Genomic DNA, 17,131 nt, shown 5'->3' on the forward strand with positions numbered 1-17,131 from the left:
TTTCTTTAACATATATTATATAGTATGAACTCAAACCAATGTTCTTTCTGCGGCAGAAAAAGAAATGAAGTACAAATGCTTATTTCCGGGCAGAGTGGCTTTATCTGCGAGAACTGCATCGAACAGGCGCATGTTATTGTAAAAGACAGCGTTTCTAAAACAGGATCTTCTCCTGCAGCAAATATAGACGAACTTAAGAAACCGAAAGTGATCAAAGAATTCCTTAACCAATATGTGATTGGGCAGGATCAGGCCAAAAAGCAGCTTTCGATCGCAGTATACAACCATTATAAAAGACTGCTTCACGCTCAGGACGAAAACAGGGAAGTAGAGCTGGAAAAATCGAATATCATTATGATAGGTGAAACCGGTACAGGAAAAACTCTTCTGGCAAAAACCATTGCAAGAGAGCTAAACGTTCCTTTCTGTATCGTAGATGCTACTATCCTTACGGAAGCCGGATATGTAGGAGAAGATGTGGAAAGTATCCTTTCAAGACTACTGATGGTTGCAGATTATGATGTGGAAAAGGCTGAAAGAGGAATTGTATTTATTGATGAGATCGATAAAATTGCAAGAAAATCAGACAATCCAAGTATTACAAGAGATGTTTCCGGAGAGGGTGTACAGCAGGGATTGCTGAAGCTTTTAGAAGGGAGTATTGTGAATGTTCCGCCTCAGGGAGGAAGAAAACATCCGGATCAGAAATATATCCAGGTAAATACTCAGAACATTCTGTTTATTGCAGGAGGTGCTTTTGACGGGATTAAAGAGATCATCGAAAGAAGAATGAATAAACAGGCCATAGGCTTCAGTTCAGAAAAAATCAATAAGACTGATGAAGATGAATATGTATTGACGCATATTAACGCAATCGATCTTCGTTCTTTTGGTTTAATTCCTGAACTTTTAGGTAGATTTCCGATCATTACCTACCTTGATAAGCTCACCAAAGAGACGATGATAAGGATCATGAAGGAGCCTAAGAACTCGATCATCAATCAGTTTGTAGAACTCTTCAAAATGGATGGCACGAATTTGGTATTTACGGATGGTGCTATTGAAAAGATCGTAGAAGAGACTATCGAAAAAGGATTGGGAGCCAGAGGCTTAAGAGGAACAACTGAAAAAGTACTGGAAGACTATATGTTTTCAATAGGTGAAGAGAAAGAAATTATATTAACTGAAGATAATATTTTTGTTAATAAATAAAATATTTTTTTTTCTTTAAAAAAAAATCTTACCTTTGCGGGTGAAGATTGTATTAACACACAAATAATTTATACAATGAGAAAAAGTTTATTTGCTATAGGTCTTTTAGCAATTAGTTACTCTGTTCAGGCGCAGATACTATGTCATGTTGACACTAATGCTAATATGTATGTAAGCGAAGGTACCCTAGTTTATAGCGGTGGAGGTGTACAAACAAGAGGCAATGGCCTTTTGGATGTCCATGGAAACGTTATGGTTGTAGGCGTATCTGGAGATGCTTTTAAAACAATTGACGCTGCCGGTGCAGATAAAACCGATGGCGGAAATATTATTTTAAGACTTAATACTCCCACTGCTACTGACGATGTGTCTACTTACGGACAGCTATATGTTGATGGTTTAAGCCAAGGACAGATTACTGGAATTGTAAGTAAGGAATTCAGAACCAAAAAGAATGGTACTGGAAATTATTATCAACAGGTTGGTTTGCCATTCTTTGGTAAAACTATGAGCACTTTATCCACTGAATTGGGTAAAACATTTGGCACTGTAAGAAGAAGCCAAAACGAAATTCTAAAATGGAACAATACTGCAGCTATAGCTGATCATTATCCGGACTTATCCCTTACTACCAGTAATGGTTCTGCGTACTACATGCTTGGATCTAACAATAACAACTTAGATGTAAGTAGTGCTATGCATACTATTAATGGTCGTCCTTATGCGACATTTGCTTCTGCTACAACTCTTCAGAATGCAGGAAATGTTAATTTTGGGACAAATGGTACGGCTATCAATGGATACAACGAAAGATACAATACTTATCTGCAGGATCAGTTTGAAACCACAATTACTCCTTGGACTCTTACTTATGGTAAGAATATTTACCAATTTGGAAACCCTTTCTTAACTAATCTTGATTTATCAAGAATAGGATATTTAGAAAATGGAGGAACCACAGATGGAAATAACATTTCTAATATTTGGGGAGTTAGATATGATCCTGGAACTGTAGTTGTAGGATCACAAGGAAATGCTTACAGTACAGGAGCATTGATTCAGACTTATACTAATCCAGGTGGGGTTCCTGTTGGGGATGTTGGTATGATCATCAAGCCAATGCAGACTTTCGTTCTGAAATTGAGAGATAACACTGCCCAAACATTGGATTTTAATACTCTTAGAAGATTTAACTCAACCGTTAGAGCAGCTGCTACTGATTATAGTGTTACTGCTGCTAAAAATGCTGCAAAAAGCATTGACGGTACGGTAAAACAGCTTGGAGTAATTGGCTTAGATGATTCAGGAAAAGAAGTTGCAAGAACTTATTATGTAGTTTCACCTAATTCTGTTACGGGTCACCAGACTTCTGTAGCAACTACTGTTCAGGCAACTGCAGGAAGTAACATTATCGGTACATTTGAAGAAGCTTTAAATGGGGGTTATGATACAAACTACACATCTAAATATTGGTTATACATTAATGAAGCCAATGAAAGTAACTTTAAAGGTAAGAATGTTAAACTGGTAAATTACGATACCGGTAAAGTAAAATCTTACAAATTTGAAATAAGAGAAAATGGGGAGTTGGTTCCAGCAGGAACTCACTTGCTATCTGCAGGTATCGGCTTTTACTATAAAGCATCAAACGGTACTCTACAACCTGCAACACAGGATGGTATTGCACCTAATGCTGTTGCATCTTATGATTTATATTATGGTGAGCCAAGCAATGTGGTATTAGCCGCAAAAGAAACAGTTGCTACACCTTCAAGAACAATGGTGGTATACAATCCAGAAATTACCAACTACATTGTTAGATTCGATCCAAACTGGAAAAAAGCAGATATTGAAGTTTATGATATGAGCGGTAAACTAGTTATCTCTAAAAAAGCAGTTGATACATCTACGGATTTTGTAATTGAGCTTAATGGAGCAATTAAAAATTCTTATGTTGTAAAAATTGTTTCTGATAAGGGAGAAACTGTTAACACTAAAATCTTAAAATAAATATTATGAAAACTATTAATAAACTAGTACTTGCTCTTTTCTTTTTTGGGACCCTACTGGTCAAGGCGGCTGACGAAATACCGCCAGCACCAGAAGATGGTGGTACCGGCGGGGTAGGACCCGGCGGGGTTGCATCGCCTATTGACATGTATGTTTATCTGCTGTCTATTGTTGCAGTTGTATTTATTATATACTATACAAAGAAATTGAAGAGCCAAAAAGCCTAAAATTTTATTAAAATAACATTAAACTCTCTGATTAGTCAGAGAGTTTTTTTATTTTTACTTTATGAAAAAGATTTATATATTATCTGCAGTATTATCTGCATTTTCTTTGCAGGCTCAGTTTACTGTTACCATTCAGGCTCCTGCAGAATTCAAAGATCAAGATGCCATTCTATATACATTAAACGGATCGAAAGATATAATCGTTACTAAAGAACAGAGCAAGAATAATACATGGACCTTTAAATATCCAAACCATTATATGGGAATGATGAAGGTATATTTTCCGGCTTCAAATAATGCGGTAAACTTTGTTTCGGAAAACAAAAATGTAAGCATTAAAATGGATGTTCAGAATAATAAACTCAAAGATGTTATCTATCTTGATGAAGTTAATGATCTGATGAGCAAACAGCAGGAAGGATCCCAGAAAAAAGAACTTATCCTTCCGGCATTGGCACAGATCAAAGAATATTATAAGGATAATACTGAGTTCGGAAAAGCATTAAAAAGTGAGATAGAAAGACTTGCCGGAATGAGTAACGGTATTGATGCAGCCCAGCATCCATTCATTTCTTATTATAATACCAACTATAGTAAATTTCTGTCTAGCTCCACAGATCCTGCAAAAAAAGCCAGTCAGGACGATATTGTTAACTTCCTGGATAAATCCAATGACATGCTTGAGTCTTCCTCACTTTTAAGGCCTGTTTTGGTTTCATATCTTAATTCAGGTGGTAACACGAATGTTGCAGGCTCTGTAGATACCCTATTAGACCGTTTAAAGGTTGAAACTCCAAGAGGGCAAACCGTTTTGTCAGAGCTGATTGATATTTTTGATGCCTACGATATGGAAGAGTTCAAAACCAAATATCTTACGCTTGCAAAAAACCTTAAATGCACCATCACTGACAGGCTGGCAACTACTTTAAAATCTAATGCCAATGTTGAAATGGGAGCAGCATTTCCCAATGTTAGATTCCAGTCACCGGCTAATACATCTGCAAAATCACTGTATGATGTGAAAGCTGATAAGAAAATAATTGTTTTCTGGTCATCTACATGCTCTCATTGTGAAAGCGAGCTGCCTCAGCTTCTGGCAAAATACAATGATTTAAAAGCAAAGAATATACAGATTATTGGGCTGTCTTTAGATATGGATAAGAATTCTTACACTCAAAAGATTGCTGCATTTCCTTGGATCAATGATTCTGAATTAAGAGGATGGAACAGCAGTTATGTAGATACCTATAATGTACATGCAACTCCTACTTATTTTATTTTAGATGCTAACAATAAGATAATCAATAAGCCAGACCACGTGGGCAATGTTTTGGAATATTTTAAGCTAAAATAATTTTGGTGGTAAACAAATATTTTCTATATTTGCACCACCAAAACGGCGAGGTAGCTCAGTTGGTTAGAGCGCAGGATTCATAACCCTGAGGTCACGGGTTCAATTCCCGTCTTCGCTACATAAAAGGGAAAGTAATACATATTACTTTCCTTTTTTATTTAAAATAAAATTCATCATTATATTCTTTTAAGATGAATTAAAAATCATTTACTTTAAGTTTCCAGTGATTTATGATCCCAACTCCGCCCCTATAAAGTTTTCCATTATTTTAATTTTTATGTAGCTATTGAGAGCTTAATCTGGATTAATATAGTGTCATAAATAGAAAACCGCAGCTTACAACAGCCGCGGTTTCTTTATATGTAAGAGGGCAAATTAACTTTGGTACCCCAATAATTTTCTGATCTGATAGAAAAATCTTTCAATAAGCCGTAGATCTTGTGTTACGATCTCTGCATTACCTCTGAGTTCTTTATCAAACGTAAGGTTCTTATTATAGCTTGTTTTTAATCCCTTGGGGAGAGTGATATCTACATAATAATTTCCTTTATCATCAGGAATAAGAGAAATATTCTGTACTTTTCCTTCTACAATACCATATTCCTGAAAACGGTAGTTATCAAGTTTAATCAATACTTTTTGGCCTGTAGTTACCTTTCCTGAGTTAACGGTAGGAACAGACATTCTTCCTACCAGCTTTTCCTTGTTTGTAGGAAGTATGGAAAGGATGGGTTCTGCTACTTTTACAAATTGATTTTCTCCGAAAAACTGTTGAAAACTGGCCATACCATCTGTGGATGATATAACAAGATAATTTTGTTCCCACTGCTTTAAAGATTTACGAAGCTGTTCAAAAAGCTGTAAAGTCTGCGAAGAATATGTTATTTTATCTTTTTCCGTATTGATAGCTGTGCCGCTTTTCGTTTTGTTCAGATTTGAAATTCCCTCATCCATTTGTGAAATGGAAATATTAAGGTTTTCAAGATTTTGTTGTGCCTGAAGATATTTTATTTTTTCATTTTCAAGTTCTACGGAAGCGATTACTCCCTGGTTGAAAAGTTCCTGAGATCTCTGATAGCTTTTTTTTGATAATTCATATTTAGCTAATTCCAGGCTTTTCTGTTGTTTTAAAGTTGCGATTCTTCCCCTGTATTCTGAGATACTTTGATTCGCTGCGATATTTTCAGGAGCATAAGGCTGTAGCCTCGTGAAAAGCTCCTCATCCTGAAAAGCTTTTGCGAAACTATTGTAATCACCCTGCAATTCTCCAAGTTTGAATCTGGATGTCTGTGCAATCGGGAAAGAGCTAAGCTGATTGGGAGCAATAGAATCTACAAGCTTTTTCAGTTCCAAAACATCCTTATAATTTGCTGTGGACTGCATCACCATCAATACATCATTTTTCTTAACCTCCTGATGATCCTTAATAAAGATCTTTTCAATTTTTGAGCTGGTTCTGGCTTCTATCTTTTCAGGCGGATTTTGTGACGTAACAATAACGGGAGCGGAAACAAATTCCGGATATTTGATGATATAGCTCATCACAAGGATAAGCAGAAGTATAACTAATATAATGCTGTTTCCCCAGCGTATCATCCAATGAGGAGGCTGTGTGAGAATGTCCTGAACACTTTCCGAACGAAGTTCAATATTGTCTAAGATGTCTTCTTTCATGTTTCAAAGATAAATTTTCCCTGTGCTTTCAGAGAGTGTTGTTAATTTCCTAATTCAAGCTGATTCTTCACCAGTCTGTAATATTCCCCTTTTAAAGAGACCAATTCGGCATGGTTACCTTCTTCTACCACTTTACCTTTATCCAGAACTATGATTTTGTCGGCATGTTTTACCGTGGATAATCTGTGAGCAATAACGATAGCAGTTTTACCCTTAAAGAACTGTTCAAGATTCTCCATGATCACTTTTTCATTATTGGCATCCAAAGCAGAAGTAGCTTCATCAAAGAAGATAAATTCCGGCGATTTATAAACCGCTCTGGCAATGAAAAGCCTTTGTTTCTGACCACCGCTGACTCCCACACCTTCGTTTCCAATCTTTGTATTATAACTTAACGGAAGGCTTTCAATAAATTCCTTAATGTTTGCAATTTCTACAGCTCTTCTTAATTTCTGTTTGTCCACATGATCTTCACCTACCGCAATATTATTGGCTATAGTATCATTGAATATATATCCTTCCTGCATTACCACTCCGCAATGATCTCTCCAAAATCTCGGGGAAATATTTCTTAACTGGGTATTTCCAAGTTTAATTTCTCCCGAATTAGGTTCGTAAAATTTCATCAAAAGCTTCAGAAGTGTGGTTTTACCACTTCCGCTGGCCCCCACAATAGCTGTAGTTTTCTGGTAGGGAATTGTAAGGGTGAGATCTTCAAATACAGGAACATCAGATCCAATGTACCTGAATGATATATTGCTGACATCAATGTCTTTCTCCGGAATTTCACCCGCATACTGTTCATTTTTGTCTTCTTCATCTTCTTTGTCGTGAATCTCACCCAATCTTTCCAATGAGATTTTTGCATCCTGAGTCTGTTTGATAAAATCGATAAGCTGCAATAATGGGCTGTTCAGCTGTCCAATGATATATTGCACCGAGAGCATCATCCCCAAGGTAAGATTGCCACTCAGAACCAGTTTTGCAGAAAGGAAACTTACCAGAATATCTTTCATCTGGTTGATGAAATTTCCTCCTACAGACTGCCATTGTTCCAGAGATAGAGATTTTATCCTGATTTTAAACAGCTTTACCTGTAAAAATTCCCAATCCCAACGCTTCTGCTTTTCCGCGTTATGCATTTTAATCTCCTGCATACCATTGATCAGCTCGATTACTTTACTCTGTTCTTGTGAAACCTGAGAGAATCTTTTATAATCCAGTTCTTTTCTCTTATTAAGAAAGAAACTAATCCATCCAATATATAATGCTGCTCCTACAAGATAAACGATAAAAAGTCTATAATCGTAGAACAGCAGGACAATACTGAAGATGATAAGATTGACAAGTGAAAACAGGGTATTTAACGAGGAACTCGTCAAAAGCTGTTCTATTCTGTGGTGGTCATTAATCCTCTGCATAATATCCCCCGTCATTCTCGTATCGAAAAAGCTTATAGGAAGCTTCATCAGCTTGATAAAGAAATCTGAGATGATCGAAATATTAATCCTTGCGGAAAGATGAAGGAGGATCCAGCTTCGGATCACCTCAATACCCATTCTTCCCAGGAATAACATAATTTGAGCAAGAAGCACAACATAAATAAAGTTGAGATCCTGGTTCTGTATTCCGACATCTACAATACTTTGGGTAAGAAACGGAAATATAAGCGAAAGTAAACTTCCGGCCAAAAGACCTACGGCAAGCTGTATAACAAGTGACTTGTACTTAAGCAGGTATTTCGAAAGGAAAGAGAAGCTGGCTTTACTTTCCGTTGTGTCAAACTCTGTCTGAAAAAATGCGGGCGTTGTTTCAAGAATAAGGGCAATACCTTCTTCTGTGTTTTCGTTGGCATTTTCCCCGATCCATAATTTAATAAATTCTTCGCGGGTATAGGTAATCAGTCCGTAACTCGGATCTGAAATATAGACTTTATTATTTTTATCAATTTTATAGACAACAACGAAGTGGTTCTTATTCCAATGGACAATACATGGGAACGGTACTTCTTCTGCAAGGGTATTAAAATCGATCTGGACTCCAAGGGAACGGAATCCTAAGTTTTCGGATGCATCACTCAGTCCTAAAAGGCTGCTTCCTTCACGGGTGGTTTCAGAAAGTGTACGGATCTGCTGCAGAGAGATACTTCTGCCGTAATATTTACTTACTATTCTAAGGCAGGTTGGTCCGCAGTCTTTAGCATCCGGCTGTTTATAAAAGGGAAATTTCTTCAAAATTTATACTCATTATAAAATGTCGCCACATATGACGACATTTTTACTTTATTCATTGTTGTACTAATTAATCATTTGGCTAATCTCTGTGATACCTCCTCGAAGTATTCTCAAGTTTTCTCTTGACAGTTTTTTTAGATTTTTCATATTATTGAGCTTTGTTTAAGGTTGAAAGTTATTAACCTGTTTACGGCGTAACATCAATCACTGTAGGAGGAGTACAATAATACGTATTAGGACCAGCTCCGGCTATGGATCTGCATACACCGTTTGCACAGCATTGATCTCCACCACAATTACCATCCAGAGGACATTGTCTAAGTCCTCCTTTAATGGTTTTTAAACCCTCTCTTGAGATTTTCTTTAAGCTTTTCATAGTTACTAAGTTATTTATTTTCCGCTCTTGGAATTCGCTTTTATTTTTTCCTAAGATAGTGAATTTTTCAATTCCGAAAAGATTTATTGAAAGTCCTCATCTTCCATTAATTCATCAACAAAGAACCAAATATCTTCACGGTCATATTTGTCCGGAAACTGGTGCCCGTTGAGAATGAAAATAGGAGTGAAGTTCAGACCGTTGTTGCTGTTATCCTTGGTCATTTCAATAAATGGCGTTAAATCTTCTGTTGTAGACGATCCCGATAAAGAGACGATCTTGTTTTCATCTTTTGTTTCAAACCATTCTTCAACAGCTTTCAAAAATTCTTTTTCAGGCTTGTTGTGATAAATATGTTTAAAAGCTGAAAGTAATTTGGTGTATTTCTCATCAGCTCTTTCCGTAGAGTAGTTGAAACGGATCTGTACAGAAATGTCATCAGGATATTTTTCAAGAAGCCCTTCCATGATCTTATGGCCGTCTTTACAAAAACCACAATAAGGATTGGATACAATTGAAAGACGAAGTTTAGAGTTTTTATTTCCTAATACAAAAGTCTCCGTATCCTGGAATTCTATTTTTTCATTTTCTAAAAGCTGGCTTTTGAAAAGTTCATAATTTCTTTTAAATCTAAGGTTTTTAGCATTTGATTTCTGAAGACTTTCTTTTTGAGAAAGAATGTTGCTGAAATATAAAACAGAAGAGAAAACAAGGATCCACAGAACAGCTGTTAATAATAGAATTCCCACACTAAACGGTGTACTTTGAAAAAACAGAATGCTAAGTACTAATTGCCCTAACAAGATTGAAATAATCAGTAGACATACTCTGCAGAAAGTCTTTTCTACAAAAGCCTGGATGTATAATGAATAGGCAATGGCCAATACGGAAACAAGTGTAAATCCTTTTACAATATAAGCTGTTGCCGGTAAGAAAAGCCCCAGTATGGCAAGCCCTGTAAAGTAGATCAGAGAAAAATCTGAGAATTTTAAACCAAAAATACTTGTTTTATCCTGCTTGATGATCTTGTCACATGAATTGGTAGTCTGTTTGGCAGAGGTATCTCCACAAATACTTCCGATTACTGTAGAAGTATTTCCGAATTTCTGGTTGAAGATCTCCAGAGAAATATAGACACCTGCCAGGGAAAGAATATTAAAAAGAGCCTCGTATATCGTTTGAGTGAAAAAAGAGTAGCCAAGAATGATGGCGAAAACAACATATAAAAGAGGTTTAAAATCAAAGGCTGTCTTATTTTCCGCATTTTCAGTTTTTTCAAAAAGTAGGACGAAATCTGTTGATTTTTTATGAAGCTCTTCTTTATTGAGTGTTTTGGCTTTTTCAGAATAAACCGAATAACTGGCTCCCGATTTCTTTACCAGAGAAAAGGAATTATCTACGATCGCGATAAACTCTTCCGGCAGCTCATCCCAATATTCCTTATCAAGTTCATAAGCATCATTTTTTACGCCCATAAAGTTAAGCGTATCACTAAAAGCCAACGCAGAAGGGTAGTTTGGATGAGAATTGAACTGAAAAGAAAACTCCTGTTTATCAAGTTTTAGATAGTTAATTAGCTTGTCGAAAATCATAGTAATATTTTTAACTAAAATACGCAGATGTTTTAAAAAAACAATGTTTTTCCTATAAAAGTGACTTAATGTTTTATTTTTTTGAATTTTGTTAATTAGTAAGCCAAAGTTGAAGGATATCTGGATGAGAATTGAACTGGAAATAAAATTCTTGTTTGTCGAGCTTGAATCGGTCTATGAGGCAATTGAGAGTCATATGATGATTTTGCGTTTATTATTATGAAGATAATAATTAATTTTTAAGCAAGTCAAGTTCGATAATATTATTGTCTTTTTTCAAGTCTTCAAGTGCTGCTTTTTCAAATTGACGGAAAATTTCATTTCCCGAGTGAAAAACACCATTAGCATCTGTTTGGTCTGGAAAAGCCCCAACTGAAGCAGCCATCGGATTTTTTCTAAAATTTTTATAAATTTTTACATATTTTGGATAAGTAATTTTCACATCTTTAAAATTATTTACATAAGGATAATTAAAGTCTCCTTTCGTGGCTTTTATTCCTTTCAATTCAAAAATGTGGTTTTTGTGAGCATCCTCTATTTTAAGAATCAACCCTGGAAGTCCAAAAAATTTATACGGACCACTTTGTATCGGGATCTCTTTTGCAAACCACGCAATCCACTTTCTGCCTCCAAATTCTGTGGTTGCTTTTTGCACATCATATCCCAAAATATTATTAAACTCTGCAAGTATATTCCATTTTAAATTTATATTCTGACTAACTGAATATCTATAAGGCGGGAGAGGTGTAATATATTCAATTTTTTGAGTATTAATATTTCTAACTACTCTATCTCTATTCATTTTTATGTTAGAGAGCGTAGAAAAGATACCTTTCTTAAAATCTGCATTCAATGTTGAGTCCGATTTGTATTTTTCAAAACTATAGAATTCTGTTTTATTGTTACCAATATTCAAAACCATTATTTCTCTCTCTATATTTTTCACGGTAGAATCAGGAATAGATTTGTATTCATAGAAAAATTGTTTGTTTTGACCAAAAATATTAATTGAGGTGAAAATGAAAATTATGATTTTAATTGTATTCATTATATTTTTTATTTAAAACAAAAGGCTGTTAAATAATATTCAACAGCCCCAATGATTTTGTCAATTTTAACAAGCTTTTAAAAAATAACCTGATGGACAATTGCTGCCAGTACTACATGAACCGCAAGTATAGAGATCAGAACAACATTTATAAGTTTTTTCTCCTTCACTATATTCCTCGTCAAAGATTGATCCCAAACCTTTCAGATTTTTCAATTCTTTTCTTGAAAGTTTTTTTAAATTTTTCATAATAAATTTATTTCATTTTGTGTCACTATTGACATTTCAAAACTAAAAATAAATACATCACATATATAAGGAATAATTTGCAATTTTTTGGTAATTTTTACACAAATTTTGCGTATTCTTGTTTTAAACACAAATAGTATGATTCAAGAAAAATTAAGAAATCTGAGAAAGCAAAAGGGCTTGTCTCAAGAAATGATGGCGAAAATATTATCTAAAGATACTTCCAATTACTCCCGTAAGGAGAGGGGGGAAACCAGAATTCATGATGATGAATGGCGAAAGCTTGCGAATGCATTGGAAGTTCCGTTAGAAATGATAAAAGAGAATGATACTAACTATGCCGCTCAGCATGATAAGCGAGCATGTAATGATTATATAACAGAGGGAAATGTAAACTATTATATTCCAAGTTTTGTGATTGACAGTTTGCGGGAATATACTATTTTACTTAAAGAAGAGAATAATGTACTAAAAAAAAAATTAGAAGAATTAAAGACTAAAATACGGTAGCATATATTTTATAATTTTTAATGACTGTCTCTAAATAAGCAGTCTTTTTATTTGAAAAATTTGAAATAAAATAAAGTTTTCAAACCGGTAAAATCTGAAAACAAGGAAAATCTCCTGTGTTCTAGAAAAGGATTTTTTTGCTGCATAAAATATGAACTCCTTTTTTTGACTTTTCACTTCCATTTTTGAAAATAACTCTAATTTTTTGATTCAGAAAAATAGCTATAAATTAAAATATTATTTTATTAAACAATTGTTTAATTTTGTATGTTTTTAATAACCCTATTGATATATAAATATTGATTGTTTATTAAATCAATTATTTTATTAAGGTTCTAATTTTCAAGGTTGAACACAAAAAAACTTAAAAAATCATAAAGTTTTCTTAAAGTTTTAAAAAACAATGGAAATGTTTTTGTATTTATAAAATATATTGTACTTTTACATCGCCTTGAATGAGGGAACAAGTCAAGGTAATAAATTTTTTTTCATCATTTGTGTTTTTAGAATCGTATCGCCTGATACGATTCTTTTGTTTGTTTATTACTTTTCGTAATTCAACAAGAGATCAATGAAGTAAGAATAAGTAACAGCACCTTCTTGCTGGTTGCTTTTTAAAAACAAATTATTCGTAAACCCGAAAAAATCATCCAGCCACCCCTGATGTCTGAAAATAAAACTTCTTTCGTACATCCGGTCTCTTTTCATTGCCGGAGAATATTGTTTAAGGACTGATTTTACAAATTCGGGGTCTTCCTCAACAATAAACCTTAAAAGACTTTTTAACGTAAAATATTCAGTACTGTACCTTAAATCTGTATTTTTGGAATTCACACCAATCAGATAACCTATGAAATTGGCTTCCTGCTCTCTGGCAAAACCAAGCTGGTGAGAACTTTCATGTGCAGAAGTAAACGGGATAAGAGTATGGGGAAGTTCTGCATTATATTGGGCCTCTCCTGTAAAAGGGTTATAATATCCCAGTATTCCTGTGAAATTCATCACACTTTTGAAAAGACTTGGTTTAAAAGCATTGATCTGTGGAGCACTTTTATCCGAAATATATTTCGGAAGCCGGGCTTGCTGATGCAAAATTTCTGTCTGGATAGAGGTAAGATCGGTAATAATGAATATTCCGTTTTTATCTTCCCGAACGGATTGTCGGGTAGCTTTGCATTTTTCCAGATAGCGTAGGGCTAATATTTTTGCTTTACCAATTTCAGGTTCTTTTTGGCTGGAAAGTTTTTTAATGACAGGAGTCTGAAAATAAAGCATTCCCCAAAAGACCTGGTAGATGAAGTAAAAGATATTAATCGTAGCCAGAAGCTTCAAAATAGCCCCGTTTCTGCTTTTCTTTTTAAAACATAAAGCAAGACAGTATAAAAGAAAAATTCCCAAGAGAATATAGATAAGATCTCCGAAAGAAAAAGGAATCCAGCTGAAAAGTATTTGATGGAGCTTTTTCTGGAATTCAAAAAAACGCTCAAAGAAATAGATCGTTATTCCGGACTTTGAGAAGCCATAGGACAAAAGAAATTGGGCAAGTAATACACCTGCCCAAAATCTCTTTTTATATATTATTTTTGTTGTATTAGTGACCACTGCCTTTAGAGATTTTATCCAGATCAATACCCTGGGATTTTAAGATCCCTGTTACACGGATTGCATAGAATGCAAGATAAGCAAAACACACAACACCTACGATATAGCTGAAGTGAATATTGGTTTTATCTGCAATATATCCCTGGATAAAGCTTACAATACCACCACCCATGATCATCATGATCAGATAGCCTGAACCTTGGTTGGTGTGCTTTCCGAGACCGTTGATTGCAAGAGCAAAAATACAAGGCCAGAGGGTAGAACAGAATAATCCTACACTGGTAAAAGCGTATACTGATACCATCCCTGTTGTAAACATTCCTATCAGTAAGGCGGCTATACCTGCTACAGAGAAAATCAAAAGCATTCTCGCCGGGTTTCCTTTACTCATAATGTCACAGATGATCATCACAATAATAACAGCACCGTATACATAGAAAGGTGAAAGGTCATGCTTAGCAATTGCATTCACTAATAAGAATACACCGAATGCAAGATAAGGGGCAAGGAATCTTAGAATCTTTTTGAATCCGGCACTCAGGTCAAATGCTTCTACTGCACCCGTCCAACGGCCTATCATTAATGAAGCCCAGTATAAGGAAATATAAGGCGCTACATCTTTGGTTTCAAAACCTAAGCTTTTTTCCATATAAGCAGGAAGGTTACTTGCTGTAGAAACTTCTACGCCTACATATACAAAAATTGCGATCATACCCATTACCAACTGAGGGTATTGAAAAGCGGATGTTTTGTGATCTCCCGGAATCACATCGTCAGTATCCTCTATAATAGTAGGAGTGATTGCAGGAAGAGAGGAGAACTTAAGCATGATGGCCACCAGCACAAATGCAACTCCCAGCATAAGATAAGGGACCTTTACGCTTTCGATACTTGCTTCTGTATTAGCTGCAGATGCAGCACCAAAAATCGCAAATGATACGAGAAGCGGTCCTATAGTTGTTCCCAGGTTATTGATTCCTCCCGCCATGGTAAGTCTCTGAGATCCTGTTTCAGATGGTCCCACTTCAATAGCTAGTGGATTCGCTACAATCTGTTGTAATGAGAAACCGAGTCCAACAATGAACAAACCGGAGATCATCAACGGAAACGATGCCAGATTTGCTGCCGGATAGAACAGTAAAGTTCCTGAGGCCGAAATAAGAAGACCCAAGATAAGGCCATTTTTGTAACCTATTTTATTAATAAGATCCTGTTTCAAACCTTTTGAAACAGCCATATAAATTAAAGAGCCCACGGTGTACGCCACATAAAAGCAAATCTGTACGAGCATACTTTCAGTTTGGGTCAATTTAAAGGCTTTTTGGAAAACTGGTATGAGAATGTCATTACTTGCTGCAACAAATCCCCAGAAAAAAAACACAGTAACCAAGGGAATAAACTGTCCCCAATTGGTTTGTTTAGAATAATTTGACATGTTTGTTAAAAATTTCGCAAACAAATATAACTATTTCTTTTAAATAGAATGTTCCAGCAATGTTTTTTTTATCTCTTTGTAAGCTTTTGTTTTCAGATCTCTCGGAGAATCTGATGGTTCCATGATTCCGTTGAAATATACTTTTACTTTTCCCGGGTAACCTTTTGCACTGTCGAAAGGAAATATTTCTTTTAATCCTACAAAAGTGTACACTGCAATTGGAGAGTGATGTTTGGAAGATAAAGTAAATGCTCCGTCTTTAAATTCATCAAGAATAACAGAAGTATCGTCCGGAACGCCGCCTTCTGGGAATATCGCAATACTATTTCCTTCTTCCATCTTTTCTGCACATCTTCTGTAAACATCTGCACGGCTTCTTGCGCTGCCTCTGTCTACCATCACACATATCCTTTTATATATGGTACCGAAAATGGGAATTTTTACAAGTTCTTTTTTGCCTACAAAACAGATCGGATGATGGGGCATCAGGATGCAGGCAAGCATAATATCCATAATGGAAGTATGATTCGAAATGAAAACGTACGGTTTACTTTTGTCTTTTTTCTGGTCAGAAAGATTGATGAGATCGTACCTCAAACCCATGCCGTAAAACATTCCAAAACACCAGATCCGGATAAATTTGTAAGCATATTTGTAATGCTTTTTATTAAAGGATAAGATATAGACAGGGATTCCCAATGTGACCGTTAAAAAAAACGCCAGCAGCAGCAGCCATAGTCTCCAGAGATAATTTAAAATTTTTGTCACTGCTTAACCGTTAAAAATTACTTTCTTTTTCACTGAATAATTAAGTATGGAAACCAGGAGGATTGCTGCAATCTTACTGATCATTTCAGGGCTTAGGGTATAAAAAAATAAATTGATATTGTCCTTAAATATAAAGCTGTAAAAAATCTGGAAAAAGCCTAAGCTTAATAAAGTTGAAATGAAGGATACTCCCATAAAATAAGCAAACTCTTTTCTTTTGGAATGCTTTCCTCTTTCAAAGACAAACCAGATGCTTAGGAAATAGTTGCTGATGATTCCACAGCATGTAGAGAAAATATTACTTAAAGGATAATGAATGCCATGAAAATTGGTTTCTCTGGCGAAAACATGCGGAAGGTAAGTACTGAATGCTTTGAAGCTTCCAATCTCTACAATAGCACTGAGCCCACCGGCAATAATGAAGAACAAAACCTGTTTCTGGCGTATTAGTAATTCTCTCATTCAATATATATGAGGTGCAAATTTATAACTATATGTCAATAATGGAAGAATAAAAGAATATTTTAAAATAAAATATTGATTTAACAAATTGGTTTTTAGTGAAATATATGATGGTTTAATTTCCGGTATCATACATAGTTATAAAAGTCATGCGTCTGATATTCATTAGTTATAATTATTAATAAGGAATGGGAAATTTCTTTTTATCATTTCAAAAAAAATTAAAAACGATAGCAACATTGATGTCTAAAAGGAATCTGAAAGTTTCAGCCAAAAATAATTTGGTAAGCATATGTTAAACATTGAAAAAAGTTGTTAAATTATTTTTTTGAACCAAAATAATTTCTAAATTTAATATTCAGAATGATGTAATTATAA

16 protein-coding genes and 1 tRNA gene are annotated in these 17,131 nt (G+C 35.0%); 6 read left to right on the plus strand and 11 right to left on the minus strand.

Annotation, left to right across the window (positions count from 1 at the left end):
* Positions 1-24 precede the first annotated feature (24 nt).
* The 5 genes from clpX to DRF61_RS12260 all read left to right on the plus strand — a co-directional run bounded on the left by clpX (position 25) and on the right by DRF61_RS12260 (position 4,921).
* Positions 25-1,212, plus strand: coding sequence for an ATP-dependent Clp protease ATP-binding subunit ClpX (gene clpX / locus DRF61_RS12240; protein WP_111957377.1), 1,188 nt, complete (start codon positions 25-27; stop codon positions 1,210-1,212).
* 165 nt (positions 1,213-1,377) lie between these two features.
* Positions 1,378-3,222: a T9SS type A sorting domain-containing protein gene (locus tag DRF61_RS12245; protein WP_157963382.1), complete on the plus strand. Its 1,845-nt coding sequence runs from the start codon at positions 1,378-1,380 to the stop codon at positions 3,220-3,222.
* A gap of 5 nt (positions 3,223-3,227) precedes the next feature.
* On the plus strand, positions 3,228-3,449 hold the full coding sequence (locus tag DRF61_RS12250; protein WP_174772331.1) for a signal peptidase: 222 nt from the start codon (positions 3,228-3,230) through the stop codon (positions 3,447-3,449).
* A gap of 61 nt (positions 3,450-3,510) precedes the next feature.
* The gene (locus DRF61_RS12255) at positions 3,511-4,803 is read left to right on the plus strand and encodes a peroxiredoxin family protein (protein ID WP_111957381.1); all 1,293 of its coding nucleotides are present in this window, start codon (positions 3,511-3,513) and stop codon (positions 4,801-4,803) included.
* A 44-nt stretch (positions 4,804-4,847) separates the two neighbouring features.
* A tRNA-Met gene (locus DRF61_RS12260) sits at positions 4,848-4,921 on the plus strand.
* Between the two features lie 257 nt (positions 4,922-5,178).
* Here the strand turns inward: DRF61_RS12260 and DRF61_RS12265 are convergent.
* The 7 genes from DRF61_RS12265 to DRF61_RS22655 form a co-directional block, all read right to left on the minus strand.
* Entirely contained in the window at positions 5,179-6,477 is a 1,299-nt protein-coding gene (locus tag DRF61_RS12265; protein ID WP_111957383.1) for an HlyD family secretion protein, read from the minus strand.
* 41 nt (positions 6,478-6,518) lie between these two features.
* Positions 6,519-8,711 (minus strand): peptidase domain-containing ABC transporter, encoded by a 2,193-nt coding sequence (locus tag DRF61_RS12270; protein WP_111957385.1) that lies wholly within the window; start codon positions 8,709-8,711, stop codon positions 6,519-6,521.
* A gap of 63 nt (positions 8,712-8,774) precedes the next feature.
* Complete coding sequence (locus tag DRF61_RS23125; protein WP_407934742.1) at positions 8,775-8,858, minus strand: bacteriocin-like protein; 84 nt, start codon at positions 8,856-8,858, stop codon at positions 8,775-8,777.
* A 40-nt stretch (positions 8,859-8,898) separates the two neighbouring features.
* Positions 8,899-9,087: a bacteriocin-like protein gene (locus tag DRF61_RS22650; protein ID WP_146897182.1), complete on the minus strand. Its 189-nt coding sequence runs from the start codon at positions 9,085-9,087 to the stop codon at positions 8,899-8,901.
* 83 nt (positions 9,088-9,170) lie between these two features.
* The gene (locus DRF61_RS12275; RefSeq protein ID WP_111957387.1) at positions 9,171-10,679 is read right to left on the minus strand and encodes a vitamin K epoxide reductase family protein; all 1,509 of its coding nucleotides are present in this window, start codon (positions 10,677-10,679) and stop codon (positions 9,171-9,173) included.
* Positions 10,680-10,911: 232 nt separating this feature from the next.
* Entirely contained in the window at positions 10,912-11,727 is an 816-nt protein-coding gene (locus DRF61_RS12280) for a GLPGLI family protein (RefSeq protein ID WP_111957389.1), read from the minus strand.
* 66 nt (positions 11,728-11,793) lie between these two features.
* Positions 11,794-11,976 (minus strand): bacteriocin-like protein, encoded by a 183-nt coding sequence (locus tag DRF61_RS22655; RefSeq protein WP_146897185.1) that lies wholly within the window; start codon positions 11,974-11,976, stop codon positions 11,794-11,796.
* 138 nt (positions 11,977-12,114) lie between these two features.
* Here DRF61_RS22655 and DRF61_RS12285 point away from each other — a divergent pair, with 138 nt between their 5' ends.
* Positions 12,115-12,486 (plus strand): helix-turn-helix domain-containing protein, encoded by a 372-nt coding sequence (locus DRF61_RS12285; protein WP_111957391.1) that lies wholly within the window; start codon positions 12,115-12,117, stop codon positions 12,484-12,486.
* A gap of 543 nt (positions 12,487-13,029) precedes the next feature.
* Here the strand turns inward: DRF61_RS12285 and DRF61_RS12290 are convergent.
* Genes DRF61_RS12290 through DRF61_RS12305 form a run of 4 tightly spaced genes read right to left on the minus strand, consistent with a single transcriptional unit; the run spans position 13,030 to position 16,753 of the window.
* Positions 13,030-14,115 carry a DUF3810 domain-containing protein gene (locus DRF61_RS12290; RefSeq protein WP_228452702.1) on the minus strand — a complete coding sequence of 362 codons (1,086 nt, stop codon included), beginning with the start codon at positions 14,113-14,115 and terminating at the stop codon, positions 13,030-13,032.
* Entirely contained in the window at positions 14,078-15,523 is a 1,446-nt protein-coding gene (locus tag DRF61_RS12295) for an MFS transporter (RefSeq protein WP_111957395.1), read from the minus strand. The genes DRF61_RS12290 and DRF61_RS12295 overlap by 38 nt, the downstream gene beginning before the upstream one ends.
* Positions 15,524-15,562: 39 nt before the next feature.
* Positions 15,563-16,291 (minus strand): lysophospholipid acyltransferase family protein, encoded by a 729-nt coding sequence (locus DRF61_RS12300; protein ID WP_111957397.1) that lies wholly within the window; start codon positions 16,289-16,291, stop codon positions 15,563-15,565.
* 3 nt (positions 16,292-16,294) lie between these two features.
* On the minus strand, positions 16,295-16,753 hold the full coding sequence (locus DRF61_RS12305) for a GtrA family protein (protein ID WP_111957399.1): 459 nt from the start codon (positions 16,751-16,753) through the stop codon (positions 16,295-16,297).
* Between the last annotated feature and the right edge of the window lie 378 nt (positions 16,754-17,131).

The sequence above is a fragment of the Chryseobacterium lathyri genome, from assembly GCF_003290185.1.
In the GTDB taxonomy this organism is placed as follows: domain Bacteria; phylum Bacteroidota; class Bacteroidia; order Flavobacteriales; family Weeksellaceae; genus Chryseobacterium; species Chryseobacterium lathyri.

What these genes read in the sequence shown, in the direction of transcription:
- clpX (WP_111957377.1), top strand. Translation starts at nt 25, where the DNA reads ATGAACTCAAACCAATGTTCTTTCTGCGGCAGAAAAAGAAATGAAGTA.
- DRF61_RS12245 (WP_157963382.1), top strand. Translation starts at nt 1,378, where the DNA reads ATGTATGTAAGCGAAGGTACCCTAGTTTATAGCGGTGGAGGTGTACAA.
- DRF61_RS12250 (WP_174772331.1), top strand. Translation starts at nt 3,228, where the DNA reads ATGAAAACTATTAATAAACTAGTACTTGCTCTTTTCTTTTTTGGGACC.
- DRF61_RS12255 (WP_111957381.1), top strand. Translation starts at nt 3,511, where the DNA reads ATGAAAAAGATTTATATATTATCTGCAGTATTATCTGCATTTTCTTTG.
- DRF61_RS12265 (WP_111957383.1), bottom strand. Translation starts at nt 6,477, where the DNA reads ATGAAAGAAGACATCTTAGACAATATTGAACTTCGTTCGGAAAGTGTT.
- DRF61_RS23125 (WP_407934742.1), bottom strand. Translation starts at nt 8,858, where the DNA reads ATGAAAAATCTAAAAAAACTGTCAAGAGAAAACTTGAGAATACTTCGA.
- DRF61_RS22650 (WP_146897182.1), bottom strand. Translation starts at nt 9,087, where the DNA reads ATGAAAAGCTTAAAGAAAATCTCAAGAGAGGGTTTAAAAACCATTAAA.
- DRF61_RS12275 (WP_111957387.1), bottom strand. Translation starts at nt 10,679, where the DNA reads ATGATTTTCGACAAGCTAATTAACTATCTAAAACTTGATAAACAGGAG.
- DRF61_RS12280 (WP_111957389.1), bottom strand. Translation starts at nt 11,727, where the DNA reads ATGAATACAATTAAAATCATAATTTTCATTTTCACCTCAATTAATATT.
- DRF61_RS22655 (WP_146897185.1), bottom strand. Translation starts at nt 11,976, where the DNA reads ATGAAAAATTTAAAAAAACTTTCAAGAAAAGAATTGAAAAATCTGAAA.
- DRF61_RS12285 (WP_111957391.1), top strand. Translation starts at nt 12,115, where the DNA reads ATGATTCAAGAAAAATTAAGAAATCTGAGAAAGCAAAAGGGCTTGTCT.
- DRF61_RS12295 (WP_111957395.1), bottom strand. Translation starts at nt 15,523, where the DNA reads ATGTCAAATTATTCTAAACAAACCAATTGGGGACAGTTTATTCCCTTG.
- DRF61_RS12305 (WP_111957399.1), bottom strand. Translation starts at nt 16,753, where the DNA reads ATGAGAGAATTACTAATACGCCAGAAACAGGTTTTGTTCTTCATTATT.